General features: G+C 71.4%; 14 protein-coding genes. 11 read left to right on the forward strand and 3 right to left on the reverse strand.

Translation table 11 applies throughout. From position 1 onward, the window contains the following. Positions 1 to 7 precede the first annotated feature (7 nt). From P2F65_RS09755 to P2F65_RS09765, 3 genes are all read left to right on the forward strand, one after another. The gene (locus P2F65_RS09755) at positions 8 to 1,012 is read left to right on the forward strand and encodes a DnaJ C-terminal domain-containing protein (RefSeq protein ID WP_275806303.1); all 1,005 of its coding nucleotides are present in this window, start codon (positions 8 to 10) and stop codon (positions 1,010 to 1,012) included. 6 nt (positions 1,013 to 1,018) lie between these two features. After that, positions 1,019 to 1,468, forward strand: a complete 450-nt coding sequence (locus P2F65_RS09760; RefSeq protein WP_275806304.1) for a helix-turn-helix transcriptional regulator — start codon at positions 1,019 to 1,021, stop codon at positions 1,466 to 1,468. An 83-nt stretch (positions 1,469 to 1,551) separates the two neighbouring features. Continuing rightward, on the forward strand, positions 1,552 to 3,258 hold the full coding sequence (locus tag P2F65_RS09765) for a formate--tetrahydrofolate ligase (protein WP_275806305.1): 1,707 nt from the start codon (positions 1,552 to 1,554) through the stop codon (positions 3,256 to 3,258). Here the strand turns inward: P2F65_RS09765 and P2F65_RS09770 are convergent. Then, positions 3,255 to 4,067 (reverse strand): FCD domain-containing protein, encoded by an 813-nt coding sequence (locus P2F65_RS09770; RefSeq protein WP_275806306.1) that lies wholly within the window; start codon positions 4,065 to 4,067, stop codon positions 3,255 to 3,257. The two genes, P2F65_RS09765 and P2F65_RS09770, sit on opposite strands and share 4 nt — an antisense overlap. Before the next feature lie 176 nt (positions 4,068 to 4,243). Between P2F65_RS09770 and P2F65_RS09775 the strand changes: the two genes are divergently transcribed. The 8 genes from P2F65_RS09775 to P2F65_RS09810 all read left to right on the forward strand — a co-directional run bounded on the left by P2F65_RS09775 (position 4,244) and on the right by P2F65_RS09810 (position 12,049). Continuing rightward, positions 4,244 to 5,497, forward strand: a complete 1,254-nt coding sequence (locus tag P2F65_RS09775) for a sugar ABC transporter substrate-binding protein (protein ID WP_275806307.1) — start codon at positions 4,244 to 4,246, stop codon at positions 5,495 to 5,497. Between the two features lie 146 nt (positions 5,498 to 5,643). After that, a complete protein-coding gene (locus P2F65_RS09780; RefSeq protein ID WP_275806309.1) occupies positions 5,644 to 6,594 on the forward strand; it encodes a sugar ABC transporter permease in 951 nt (316 codons plus the stop codon). Then, on the forward strand, positions 6,594 to 7,409 hold the full coding sequence (locus P2F65_RS09785) for a carbohydrate ABC transporter permease (RefSeq protein ID WP_275806311.1): 816 nt from the start codon (positions 6,594 to 6,596) through the stop codon (positions 7,407 to 7,409). Before P2F65_RS09780 ends, P2F65_RS09785 begins: the two co-directional genes overlap by 1 nt. A 5-nt stretch (positions 7,410 to 7,414) precedes the next feature. Beyond that, positions 7,415 to 8,575: a galactonate dehydratase gene (gene dgoD / locus P2F65_RS09790; protein WP_275806313.1), complete on the forward strand. Its 1,161-nt coding sequence runs from the start codon at positions 7,415 to 7,417 to the stop codon at positions 8,573 to 8,575. Next, positions 8,569 to 9,231: a bifunctional 4-hydroxy-2-oxoglutarate aldolase/2-dehydro-3-deoxy-phosphogluconate aldolase gene (locus P2F65_RS09795; RefSeq protein WP_275806315.1), complete on the forward strand. Its 663-nt coding sequence runs from the start codon at positions 8,569 to 8,571 to the stop codon at positions 9,229 to 9,231. Before dgoD ends, P2F65_RS09795 begins: the two co-directional genes overlap by 7 nt. Continuing rightward, on the forward strand, positions 9,228 to 10,181 hold the full coding sequence (locus P2F65_RS09800) for a sugar kinase (RefSeq protein WP_275806317.1): 954 nt from the start codon (positions 9,228 to 9,230) through the stop codon (positions 10,179 to 10,181). The genes P2F65_RS09795 and P2F65_RS09800 overlap by 4 nt, the downstream gene beginning before the upstream one ends. Before the next feature lie 46 nt (positions 10,182 to 10,227). Beyond that, on the forward strand, positions 10,228 to 11,457 hold the full coding sequence (gene manD, locus P2F65_RS09805) for a D-mannonate dehydratase ManD (RefSeq protein ID WP_275806319.1): 1,230 nt from the start codon (positions 10,228 to 10,230) through the stop codon (positions 11,455 to 11,457). Continuing rightward, positions 11,447 to 12,049: a gluconokinase gene (locus P2F65_RS09810; protein ID WP_345803683.1), complete on the forward strand. Its 603-nt coding sequence runs from the start codon at positions 11,447 to 11,449 to the stop codon at positions 12,047 to 12,049. Before manD ends, P2F65_RS09810 begins: the two co-directional genes overlap by 11 nt. Before the next feature lie 5 nt (positions 12,050 to 12,054). Here P2F65_RS09810 and P2F65_RS09815 read toward each other — a convergent pair whose 3' ends face one another. Both P2F65_RS09815 and P2F65_RS09820 read right to left on the reverse strand, forming a co-directional pair. Then, complete coding sequence (locus P2F65_RS09815) at positions 12,055 to 12,867, reverse strand: tryptophan-rich sensory protein (RefSeq protein WP_275806321.1); 813 nt, start codon at positions 12,865 to 12,867, stop codon at positions 12,055 to 12,057. A 10-nt stretch (positions 12,868 to 12,877) separates the two neighbouring features. Beyond that, positions 12,878 to 13,285: a nitroreductase family deazaflavin-dependent oxidoreductase gene (locus P2F65_RS09820; protein ID WP_275806323.1), complete on the reverse strand. Its 408-nt coding sequence runs from the start codon at positions 13,283 to 13,285 to the stop codon at positions 12,878 to 12,880. Positions 13,286 to 13,305 lie beyond the last annotated feature (20 nt).

Below are 13,305 nucleotides of genomic sequence, written 5' to 3' on the forward strand. Positions count from 1 at the left end.
GGACGCCATGGCCAGCCAGGACTGGTTCGACAAGGACTTCTACGCGATCCTCGGCGTCCCCCAGGACGCCGACGCCGCGGCCGTCAAGAAGGCCTACCGCAAGCTCGCCCGCAAGGAGCACCCTGACCAGAACCCCGGGGACGCCCAGGCCGAGCAGCGCTTCAAGGACATCGGTGAGGCGTATGCCGTGCTCTCCGACCCCGAGCAGCGCCAGCAGTACGACGCCATCCGGTCCATGACGCACGGGGGCGCCCGCTTCCGTGCCGGTGCGGGCGGTCCGGGCGGCGGCGCCGGGTTCGAGGACGTGTTCTCCTCGATGTTCGGCGGCGGAGGTGCTGGCCCGGGGGTGCGCTTCAGCACCGGGGGAGGCGGCGCGCAGCCGAACCTCGAGGACATCCTCGGTGGCATGTTCGGTGGCGGCGGTCCGGCCTACGGGGGCTTCGGCGCCCCGGCCGGCCCGCGCCGCGGGGCCAACCTCACCGCGCGCACGACGCTGCCGTTCCGCGACGCGGTGGAGGGTGCGACCGTCACCCTCAGCACCGGGAACGGGCGCATCACCACGCGGATCCCCGCAGGCGTGCGCGACGGGCAGAAGATCCGTCTGGCCGGCAAGGGGGAGCCCGGCGACCACGGCGCTCCCAGCGGTGACCTCATCCTGACCGTGGACGTGCAGAAGCACCCCGTCTTCGGCCGTGACGGCGACAACCTCACCGTGGACCTGCCCGTGACCTTCGCCGAGGCCGCCCTCGGCGCCACCGTGTCGGTGCCCACCCTCTCCGGGGAGCCGGTCAAGGTCCGCATCGCGCCGGGCACCCCGAGCGGCCGTGTGCTGCGGGTCAAGGGTCGCGGCGTGCCGCGCAAGGGCAGCCCCGGCGACCTGCTCGCGCGCGTCAACGTCGTGGTGCCCCAGCGCCTCACCGACGAGGCCCGCCAGGCGGTCGAGGCGCTGCAGGCGCAGGAGCAGGGGGAGGACCCGCGCGCCGAGCTGTTCGCCCGGGCGCGGCAGGAGTGACCGGCGATGACCACGCTGCGCGGCTTCCCACCTGACGACGACACCCCCGTCTTCGTCATCTCGGTCGCGGCCGAGCTCGCCGGCATGCACGCCCAGACGCTGCGGCAGTATGACCGGCTCGGCCTGGTCTCCCCGTCGCGCACCCGCGGCGGCGGCCGGCGCTACTCCGCGCGTGACATCGCCACCCTGCGCGAGGTGCAGCGCCTCTCGCAGGAGGAGGGCGTCAGCCTCGCCGGCATCCAGCGCATCCTCGAGCTCGAGAACCAGGTCGACGCCCTGCGGGCCCGGGTGAGCGAGCTGAGCGAGGAGCTCGAGCGCGCCAGGAGTGCTGCGGCGCAGCCGGGTTCGCGCGTCTTCGCCGTCGGCCCCGCCGGCGAGATCATCGCCATGCGGGCCGGGCAGCGGCCGCGGCCGAACCGGTCCCAGGCCCTCGTCGTCTGGCGACCGCACTTCTGAGCAGCCGGGACCAATGGCCCCTTTGGGTCCCGTCCCGGGGCAAACTCCTCGTCGTGCAGGCGGGGGAGGGCCACACTGGCTGCGTGCCAACGTCGTCACTGCCCTCTGACCTCGCGATCGCGCGCGCCGCCCACCTCGAGCCCATCGCCACCGTGGCGCGCGCCGCCGGCATACCGGAGGAGCGCCTCGAGCCCTATGGCCGCCACGTCGCGAAGATCGACCTGGCGGCCGTCGATGACCTGGCCGACCGCCCTGCCGCGAAGTACGTCGTCATCACGGCCATCACGCCCACCCCGCTCGGCGAAGGCAAGACGACGACGGCCGTGGGCCTGGCCCAGGGGCTCTCGGTGCTCGGGCACCGGGCCACGCTGGCGCTGCGACAGCCGTCGATGGGGCCGACCTTCGGCATCAAGGGCGGTGCGGCCGGGGCCGGCTACAGCCAGGTGCTGCCGATGGAGCAGCTCAACCTCCACCTGACCGGCGACTTCCACGCGGTGACGGCCGCCCACAACCTGCTCGCCGCCATGGTCGACAACCACCTGCACCACGGCAACGAGCTCGGGCTCGACCCGCGCAGCGTGGCCTGGCGTCGCGTGCTCGACGTCAACGACCGCGCCCTGCGCAACATCGTCGAGGGCCTCGGCGCCCGCATCGACGGCGTACCGCGGCAGAGCGGGTTCGACATCACCGCGGCCAGCGAGGTCATGGTGATCCTCGGCCTGTCGACGTCGCTGCGGGACCTGCGCGCGCGCCTCGGGCGCATCGTCGTGGGCTTCACGTATGCCGGCCGGCCGGTCACCGCCGACGACCTCAAGGCGGCGGGTGCGATGGCGGTGGTGCTCAAGGACGCGCTCAAGCCCAACCTGCTCCAGACCACCGAGAACACACCGGTGCTCGTGCACACCGGCCCGTTCGGCAACATCGCCACCGGCAACTCCTCGGTGGTGGCCGACCGGATCGGCATCCACGCCGGCGACTACCTCCTGACGGAGGCGGGCTTCGGCTCCGACATGGGCGCCGAGCGGTTCTTCAACCTCAAGTGCCGGGTCTCGGGCCTGAGCCCCGACGCCGCGGTGCTGGTCGCGACCGTGCGCTCGCTGAAGGCCCACTCGGGCAACTACACCGTCGTCGCGGGCAAGCCGCTGCCGCCCGAGATGCTCCACGAGAGCCCGCGGGCGGTGCGGGCCGGGGCCGACAACCTGCGCCGGCACATCGAGATCGTGCGCTCCTTCGGGGTCTCGCCCGTGGTGGCGGTCAACGCGTTCCCCTCCGACTTCGAGTCCGAGCACGCAGTCATCCGCGAGGTGGCCGAGGCCGAGGGCGCCCACGTGGCCGTCTCCACGCACGTGTCCGACGGCGGCAAGGGGGCCCGTGACCTCGCCGAGGCCGTGGTGGCCGCCTGTGGCGAGCCGCACGAGTTCCGGCACACCTACGAGCTCGACGACACCCTGCGCGAGAAGATCGAGGCCGTCGCGACCACCGTCTACGGCGCCGACGGGGTGGACTTCTCACCCACGGCGGCCAAGGACCTCGAGCGCTTCGAGGTGCTCGGCTACGGCGGCTTCCCGGTGGTGATCGCCAAGACCCACCTGTCGATCTCCTCCGACCCCACCCTCCGGGGTGCGCCGACGGGCTGGCGGCTGCCGGTGCGTGAGGTGCGGGCCGCTGCCGGCGCCGGCTACGTCTACGCCATCAGCGGCGAGATGCGCACCATGCCCGGCCTGCCGCGGAACCCGGCGGCGGCGAGCATCGACCTCGACGACGACGGCGAGGTCGTCGGCCTCTTCTAGGCGTCAGCCGGCGGGTGCTCGTCGGCCTGCGCCCACAGGGCCTTCATCTCGTCCATCGCCTGCTCCATGATCCGCAGCATGGCGGCGCGGGCGCGGTCGCCGTCGTGGCGCTGGATGGCCGAGGCGACGTCGGCATGCAGCTGCAGCGCCTCCTCGTGGGGGTGGTGCGGCATGAGGCCGTAGTGGTGGCGGCCGGTCAGCACCTCGGCGACCAGCTCGTGCAGCTTGAGGAACATCTCGTTGCCGGAGCTGGCGAGCACCAGGCGGTGGAACTCGATGTCGAGGGCGAGGAACTCCTCCTCGTCCTCACCCTGGCCGGCGGCCCACATGCGGGCGGCCAGCCCCACCAGGGTGCTGGCGTCGCCGGGGGTGGCCCGCTCGGCCGCGAGGCGGGCCGCCTCGGGCTCCACGGCGCCGCGCAGCTCGGTGATCGAGCGCAGCTGGCCCAGCCGTCCCTCCGAGGCCAGGCGCCAGCGGATGACCTGGGGGTCGTAGACGTTCCAGGCGGAGGACGGCTGGATGATCGTCCCGATGCGGCGCCGCGAGGCGACCATCCCCATCGAGGACAGCACTCGCAGCACCTCGCGCACGACGGAGCGCGAGACGGCGTGCTTCTCGACCAGGTCGTCGATGTACAGCACCGCCCCGGGGCGCAGCTCGCCGCCGCAGATGGAGAGGCCGATCTGGTCGAGCACCTGGGCGTGCAGGCCGGTCAGGCCCGAGGAGCCGTTGCCGTCGGCCGGGTCGGTGGCGGCGGGGACGGCTGAGGCGGGGGTGCCCCCAGGCAGCGCCGGTGCTGGCTCGGTCATGGGTTAAAGCATACGCATGTCGTCGAACCTCTTGCATAAATCTGATTTAGACATCTAGCATCCGGTGATTAGGCGGATGTAGCGCATCCGAGCAGGCGGCGGCCCAATGGCGGGACGCCACGACAGGAACGGAGACCGACGTGTTGCGTCAGTCAGTTATCGGTACTTCTCTGGCCGTGGCGGCAGCCGTCGGCCTCTCGGCATGCGGTGGCGGCGACGCGGAGGGCTCGGGCAGCAAGACCGTCCGGGTCACCCTCGCGAACCACGTGTGGACCGAGAACATCAAGAAGGCCCTGCCGGAGTTCGAGAAGGAGTCCGGCCTGAAGGTCGAGATCACCCAGCTCGGTGAGGACCAGCTGTCCGACCAGTACAACGTCAAGCTCAACGCCGGTTCGAGCGACCTCGACGTGATGATGTACCGCCCCCTGCAGGAGGGGAAGCTCTTCGCGAAGAACAAGTACCTCGCCGACCTGACGGAGAAGGTCCAGGCCAACAAGGAGTGGGACTGGAGCGACTTCAAGCAGGGCCCGGTGCAGGCCACCACCTACGAGGACAAGGTCGTCGGCGTCCCGCTCATCACCGAGCAGGAGGTCCTCTACTACCGCAAGGACCTGCTCGAGAAGTCCGGCTTCACCAACCCGCCGAAGACCCTCGACGAGCTCAAGTCGATGGCCGCCAAGATCAAGGCGGACAACCCCGGCGTGGCCGGCTTCGTCGCCCGCACCGGCAAGTCCCCGGCCGTCACGCAGTTCTCCAGCTTCCTCTACTCCTTCGGCGGTGACTTCGTCGACGAGAGCGGCAAGGCTGCGGTCAACAGCCCCGAGGCCAAGCAGGCCTACGCCTTCTACGGCGGCCTGATCAAGGACCTCGGCCCGGCCAACGTCAGCACCGACATGGGCTGGCCCGAGGCGATGGCGATCTTCACCCAGGGCAAGGCCGCCTTCTACACCGAGGCGAACTCGCTCTACAAGAACGCCACCGACCCGGCCAAGTCCAAGGTCAGCGACACCGTCGGCTTCGCCGCCTTCCCCGAGGGCCCGGCCGGCTCCAAGCCCTACGACATCCCCTCGTGGGCGCTCGGCGTGAACGAGTCCTCGGAGAACCAGGAGAACGCCTGGAAGTTCATCGAGTGGGCCACCAGCAAGGCCCAGACCCTCGAGAACGAGAAGGCCGGAGTCCCCGGCGGCCGCACCTCTGTCTCGTCCGACCCGGCCGCGACCGCGACCTACCCGAAGGACCTCGTCGAGGCGAACGCCGCGATGTCCAAGAACGGTGTCGGCCACGACCGCCCGCTCGTGGTCAAGGTCGCCGAGGCCCGCGAGATCGTCGGTCAGCCGATCGTCGACGCCATCACCGGCAAGGACGCGGCCGCCTCGGCCGACGCGGCCAACGAGGCCTTCCAGAAGTTCCTGGACGACGAGAACAAGTAACCCCGGACGGCCGGGTGCCCGACCCCTCTCGGGCACCCGGCCACCCGGCCCCTCTCGGGCACCCGGCCACCCGGCCCCTGGGGCCGGTACCCACCGGCCCCAGCACCTCACGACCCGCGACACCACCCGCGACCTGGAGCACACGCATGGCTGCCACGACCACCACTCCCAGCACGGCGAGGGAGACCAGCCTCACCACCTCGGCGAGCACGCCGGCCTGGGCGCGCTGGGCCAACCACCACCGCAAGTGGCTGTTCGCCGCACCGGCAATGGTGTTCGTCGCCGTCCTCATCGTCTTCCCGGTGGCGTGGACGGTCTACCTCAGCCTCACCGACGCCGAGGGCTCGGTGCGCGCGGAGTCGGAGTTCATCGGCTTCGCCAACTACCTCGAGGTGCTCGGCGACACCGAACGCTTCTGGCCGGCGGTCCTGCGCACCGTCGTCTTCACCGGTGGGGTGCTGCTCGTCGAGGTGGTGCTCGGCATGGCCATCGCCCTGCTGCTGTGGCGGCCCTTCAAGGGCGAGAAATGGGTGCGTGTCGCCATCCTGCTGCCGCTGGTCGCCACCCCCGTGGCCGTCGGCATGATGTGGCGCCTGATCTTCGACCCCAACATCGGCCTGGCCAACCGCTTCCTCGCGTGGTTCGGCCTCGGGCCCTGGCCCTGGCTCGCAGGTGAGAAGACCGCGCTGCCGACGACGATGTTCATCGACATCTGGCAGTGGACGCCGATGATCGTGCTCATCCTCCTGGCCGGCCTGACGTCGCTGTCCGACGAGCCGCAGGAGGCGGCACTGATCGACGGGGCGAACGCCTGGCAGCGCTTCCGCCACGTCACCCTGCCGCTCCTCATGCCGACCGTCGTCGTGGCCGTGCTGCTGCGCGGAATCGACGCGCTGAAGACCTTCGACATCCTCTACGCCACCAAGGGCAAGGGGGGCGGCTCGTTCCACGAGGTCGAGACGCTCAACGTCTACGCCTACGGCCTGAGCTTCGACTACAACGAGTACGGCGTCTCCTCGGCGGTGCTCATCATCTTCTTCCTCATCATCATCGGCTCGATGTGGGCCGTCACCACTCGCCGGAAGGACGCCGCCTGATGCGCGCCCGCACCCCGTACAAGGTCTTCCGCGTCGCCGCGCTGGTCGTCGTCGTGCTGGCGCTGCTGGCCCCGCTGGCCTGGATGGTCGCCGCCTCCCTCAAGACCAACGTCGACATCTACAACCCCGACAAGGCGATCGTCTTCACACCCACCTGGGACAACTACGACAAGGTCCTCCAGCAGGCGAACTACGTCCAGTTCATCGTCAACAGCCTCTGGGTCGCCTTCGCCGCGACCGCGCTGTCGATCCTGCTCGGGGTGCCGGCTGCCTACTCGATGAGCCGGTTCTCGATGCGGCGCTCGGCGCTGGTCGTGCTGATGGCCCGCGTCATCCCGGCGGTTTCGCTGCTGGTGCCCTGGTACTACGTCTTCTCGAACCTCAAGATGGTCGGCGGCTTCACCGTGCTGATCCTGAGCCACATGTTCGTGTCCCTGCCGCTGATCGTCTACATCATGATGGGCTACTTCGACGGCCTGCCGATCGAGCTCGAGGAGTCGGCGATGGTCGACGGCCTCACGCCGATCGGGGCGTTCCGCAGGATCACCCTGCCCCTGTCGACGCCCGGCATCGCGACCGCCGGGATCCTGTCGTTCATCTTCTCCTGGAACAACTTCATGTTCGCCCTGGTGCTCTCGAGCGCCGACACCAAGACGCTGCCCGTCGCGATCTTCGACTTCGTCGGCTATGCCAGCATCGACTGGGGCGGCCTGATGGCGGCCTCCACCGTAGTGACCCTGCCGATCATGCTCATCGCGCTCTTCGCCCAGAAGTACGTCGTCTCGGGCCTCACCGCCGGCGCGACGAAGGGCTGAGCCGGATGTCCGCCACGACCACGACCATCCGCAGCGTCGAGACCTTCCTCGTCGCCCCGCGCTGGCTCTTCGTCCGCATCGAGACCGACGGCGGCGTCGTCGGCTGGGGCGAGGCCACCTGCGAGGGACGCTCCGAGACGGTGCGCACCGCCGTCGACCAGCTCGCCGAGCTGGTGCTCGGCAGGGATGCCCTGCGCATCGAGGACCACTGGCAGGTGATGACCAAGGGGTCCTTCTACCGGGGTGGGCCCATCCTGGCCAGCGCCGTCTCCGGCATCGACCAGGCGCTGTGGGACATCGCCGGCAAGCACTTCGGTGCCCCGGTGCACCAGCTGCTCGGCGGCCCGGTCCGCGACCGGATCCGCGTCTACGGCTGGGTCGGCGGCGACGAGCCGGCCGAGGTGGCCGACCACATCGCCGAGCAGGTCGAGGCCGGCCTCACCGCGGTCAAGATGAACGCTTCCGGCCGGATGAGCCCGGTCGCCACCGTCGCCGAGATCGACGGCGTCGTCGAGCGCGTGGCGGCGGCCCGTGAGGTGCTCGGCCACCACGGCGACGTCGCGGTCGACTTCCACGGCAGGTTCACCCTCGCCAACGCCCGCCGCGTCGCCCCGCTGCTCGAGCCCTTCCGGCCGTTCTTCCTCGAGGAGCCGGTCGTCCCCGAGAACTCCCACCTCATCGGCGAGTTCGTCCGCTCGACCACCACGCCCGTCTCAACGGGGGAGCGGCTCTACAGCCGACAGGAGTTCCTCCCGGTGCTGCAGGCCGGCATCGCCGTGGCGCAGCCGGACCTCTCGCACGCCGGCGGCATCACCGAGGTGCGCAAGATCGCCGCGCTGGCGGAGGTCTACGACGTGCAGCTGGCTCCGCACTGCCCGCTCGGGCCGCTGGCGCTGGCCGCCTGCCTGCAGGTCGGCTTCGCGACGCCGAACTACCTCATCCAGGAGCAGAGCATCGGCATCCACTACAACGAGGGTGCCGATGTCCTCGACTACGTCGTCGACCCCGAGCCGCTGAAGTTCGTCGACGGCCACATCGAGCGGCTGACCGGACCCGGACTCGGCGTCGAGGTCGACGAGCAGGCGGTGCGCGCCGCCGACAAGCGGGGGCACGCCTGGCGGGGACCGGTGTGGCGGCACGCCGACGGCTCCTTCGCGGAGTGGTGAACGCCGTGGTGACCGGTATGCCGCCGGGCGAGTTCGTCGCGGCCCTGTCCCGTGCCCGGGTGATGGCGATCATCCGAGGGACCGACACGCAGGCGGCCGTGGCGACGGCACTGGCGCTGTTCGACGAAGGGGTGCGGTTCGTCGAGATCTCGCTGACGACCCCTGCCGCCTGCGACGCCATCGAGCAGGTCCGCGCCCAGCTGCCGGAGGGGGCCCAGATCGGTGCGGGCACCGTGCTGACGACCGGAGACGTCGCCGACGTGGAGTCTGCCGGGGCCCAGTTCGTCGTCACTCCTGCGGTGACGCCGTCCATCGCGGTGGCGGCCGAGCGTGGCCTGCCGGTCGCTGCCGGCGCCCTCACCCCCACCGAGGCCTTCACCGCGGTGCAGCAGGGCGCGAGCGCCGTGAAGCTGTTCCCCGCCTCGATCGGTGGCCCCGCCTACCTCAAGGCCGTCCGCGACCCGTTCCCGCACATCCCCTTCCTCGCCGTGGGTGGCGTGGGCCTCGACGAGCTGAGGAGCTACCTCGCGGTCGGGGCGGTCGCTGTCGGCGTCGGCAGCCCGCTCGTCGGCGATGCCGCCTCGGGTGGTGACCTCGAGGCGCTGCGCACCCGCGCCCGCGCCTACACCGCTGCGGCAGAACGGCATACGCAATGACGCCCGCAGCCGTCGAGGTGCTCACCTTCGGTGAGTCGATGGTCTCCTTCCGGGCCGACGGCCCGCTGGTCCAGGGTGGTCTGCAGACCACCCGCCTCGCGGGAGCCGAGTCCAACGTGGCGATCGGCCTCTCGCGGCTCGGGCACACGGTCGCGTGGGCCGGTCGGGTGGGCGACGACTCGTTCGGCCGGCTGGTGCTGCGTCAGCTGCGGGCGGAGGGTGTGGACACGAGGTATGCCGTCGTGGACGGTGAGCGGCCCACCGGCCTGATGTTCGTGGAGCAGCGCACCGCGGACCTGACCAGCGTCGAGTACCGCCGAGGGGGATCGGCCGGGTCGGCCGTGGGGAAGGGCGACGTGGCCGACGCGCTGGAGGTGCCACCGCGGGTCCTGCACGTCACCGGCATCACCCCGGCGCTGTCCGCCGGTGCAGCGGAGGCCGTGTCCTGGGCGGTCGAGTCGGCATGCGCCGCAGGCGTCCTGGTCTCCTTCGACGTGAACTTCCGCGGCCGCCTGTGGAGCCGTGAGCGAGCCCGCGAGGTGCTCGCGCCGCTGGCCCGACGGGCCACGCTGGTCATCGCCTCCGACGACGAGCTCGACCTCGTGGCGGAGGGCCGCGAGGACGAAGCCGTCGCCGACCTGCTCGGCCATGGCGTGCGGCAGGTCGCGGTGAAGCGGGGTCCGCGCGGCGCCACGCTGCACTCCCGCGAGGGCCGTGTGGACGCGCCGGCCCTCGCGGTGACGGCGGTCGACCCGATCGGCGCCGGCGACGCCTTCACCGCCGGCTTCCTGTCCGGGGTCCTCGACGGCCTCGACCCTGCCGACTGCCTCGCCCGCGGGGCGACCACCGGCGCCTTCGCCGTCTCCACCCGCGGCGACTGGGAGGGCGCTCCCACCCGCGCAGACCTCACCCTCCTGCAACGACACACGCCCGGCGCCACCGTGCGCTGAGGACAGCCAGCACCCCGCCCAGAGCCCAGAACCGAGAGGTCCACCCGTGAAGATCGTCGCCGCCGACGTGATCGTCTCCAGCCCCGACCGCAACTTCGTGACGTTGAAGGTCACGACCGAGGACGGCCTGACCGGCTTGGGCGACGGAACCCTCAACGGCCGCGAGCTCGCGGTGGCGTCCTACCTGAAGGACCACGTGGTGCCGCTGCTGCTCGGTCGGGACGCACACAACATCGAGGACGCCTGGCAGTTCCTCTACCGGTCGGCGTACTGGCGTCGTGGCCCGGTGACCATGGCCGCCATCGCGGCGGTGGACGTGGCGTTGTGGGACATCAAGGCCAAGGCTGCCGGGATGCCGCTCTACCAGCTCCTCGGCGGCGCCTCGCGCACGGGGATCATGGCCTACGGGCACGCCTCCGGCCGCGACACGCAGGAGCTGTTCGACTCGATCCGCACGCACCTGGAGCTGGGCTACCGCTCGATCCGGGTGCAGACCTCGGTGCCGGGGGTCAACGCGGTGTACGGGGTGGCCGCGCAGCCGAGCAGCGAGGGCAGGCGCTACGACTACGAGCCTGCCCAGCGGGCGCCGCTGCCGGCGGAGGAGGACTGGGACACCCGGGCCTACCTGCGGCACATCCCGACCGTCTTCGAGGCGGTGCGGGGCGAGTTCGGCCCGGAGCTGCCGCTGCTGCACGACGGGCACCACCGGATGACCCCCATCCAGGCCGCCAAGCTGGGCAAGGCGCTCGAGCCCTACGACCTGTTCTGGCTCGAGGACTGCACCCCGGCGGAGAACCAGGAGGCGCTGCGGCTGGTGCGCCAGCACACGACGACTCCGCTGGCGATCGGGGAGATCTTCAACACGGTCTGGGACTACCAGACCCTGATCCGCGAGCAGCTCATCGACTACGTGCGCTCGGCGGTGACCCACACCGGCGGCATCACCGCCATGCGCAAGCTGCTCGACTTCGCGGCGCAGTACCAGATCAAGTCCGGCATCCACGGCCCGACCGACATCTCCCCGGTGGGGATGGCCGCGGCGCTGCACCTCGACCTGGCGATCCACAACTTCGGGATCCAGGAGTACATGCAGCACGGGCCGTTGACGAACGAGGTGTTCCGGCAGTCCTTCACCTTCGAGGACGGCTACCTGCACCCCGGCAACGAGCCGGGCCTGGGCGTCGAGCTCGACGAGGAAGCTGCCGCGAAGCACCCGTACCAGCCGGCCTACCTGCCGTTCAACCGCCTCAAGGACGGCACCGTCCATGACTGGTGACCGGCAGGCCGTGACCGGCGACACCGCTCCGGAGGTCCATGCTGGTGGCACGCCGCTCGACCTGAGGTCGGGCACCCGGCACGTCGTCGTGATGGGCGTGTCCGGCTCGGGCAAGACCACGGTCGCGCACGGCATCGCCGCTGCGACCGGGCTGCTCTTCGCCGAGGCCGACGACTTCCACTCGCGCGCCAGCGTGGAGAAGATGCGCGCCGGCATCCCCCTCGAGGACGAGGACCGCTGGCCGTGGTTGGGCGACCTGGCGGCCTGGATGGCCGAGCGGGCCGCGGAGGGCCGCTCGACCGTCATCGCGTGCTCGGCGCTGCGTCGTGTCTACCGCGACGTCCTGGCAGCCGGACCGCCCACGCTCGACTTCGTGCACCTCGACGGGCACGTGGAGGTGATCCGCGACCGGATGTCCTCCCGCGCGGGGCACTACATGCCCGCCAGCCTGCTCGACTCGCAGGTGGCCACGCTCGAGCCGCTGCAGCCCGACGAGTCCGGCATCGAGCTCGACGTCTCCCTGCCGCCCGAGGAGCTGGTCGCCCAGGCCGTTAGGGGCCTGGGCCTGCCGCAGGCCCAGCCGGCCACCTAGCCGGGTCAGGTGGTGGTGTCGTCCACCGGCCCGCGCACCCGCGCCCTCTGCCGGGCCGTCGCCACCACCACGACCACGGCGGCCGCCACGGCGGCCCACGCGGTGATCGTCGACTGCGGCTCGTCGCCGACCCGGCCGACCGCGATCCAGAGCAGCCCCCACGCGATGGCGAGGGCCACGGCATACCGGCCCTCGAGGCGGCGGGCGAGCAGCACGCCGACGCCGGCCACGAGGGCGAGCACCGCCACCGCCCACACCTCGCTCGCAGGCGGGCCCGGGTCGACCCCGCTGGCGACGAAGGCGGCCGTGACGTTGGCGCAGGTGGCCACGCAGACCCAGCCGAGGTAGGCGCCGAACGTGCCGTCGACGACGACCGCCTCGACGAACCCGAACGAGGGTCGCTCGGTCAGCCGCTGCACCAGCACCCCCAGCACCACGACGAGGGCCGCGATCACCACCACGCTCAGCCAGATCCACCCCTGCCGGGTCACCAGCAGCCAGGTGGCGTTGAGGAGCATGGAGGCCGCCGCCAGCCAGCCGGTGCGCCGGTGCCGCTCGTCGGTCGCCTGGTCGGGGAGCCACTGCCACACGGTGTAGGCGGCCAGGCCGGCGTAGACCACCGACCAGATCGAGAACGCGGGGCTTGCCGGGGCGAGCAGCGTGGCGTCCGCGGCAAGGGCGCCGCCGGAGGACTCGGGCACCTCCGTGCCACCGATGACGCCAACGCCGACGAGGGTGCCCAGCACGCAGAGCACCTCGCTGACGGTCACGCCCAGCTGGCGTCCGCGGTCGGCCCGGGTCGGTGCTGAGAAGGCCATGTCCGGCAGGCTAACCGGGCACGGCCGTGTGCGCGCTGCCATCGGCGGCCGACAGTGACACGAAGTCGGCGACCTTGAGCAGCCTCAGGATCGGGCGCCCCGGCAGGCGGATCCGTGCGGCGGAGGGGTCGTGGAAGACCACGGGTGAGGTGCAGCGGACCCGCCGCCCGCGCACCTCCAGCTCGCAGCCGCCCGAGACGAGCGCGTTCCTGAGCCAGTCGACGTCGGGCCCGTAGGTGAGGGCGATGACGTAGCCGCCCTCGGCGGGGAAGAGGTTGACCGGCGTCCGGTAGTGGCGGCCGGAGCGTCGGCCCACGTGGTGCACGACCGCGAAGCCCGGGAGCCGGCGCAGCAGCGGGGTGGCTATGCGGTTGGTGACGCGGCGGTTGAACCGCGCCACCCGCATCGGGATCGGCACGACCACACCGTATGCCGCGC

Origin of the sequence: Knoellia sp. p5-6-4, from assembly GCF_029222705.1 — a bacterium.
In the GTDB taxonomy this organism is placed as follows: domain Bacteria; phylum Actinomycetota; class Actinomycetes; order Actinomycetales; family Dermatophilaceae; genus Pedococcus_A.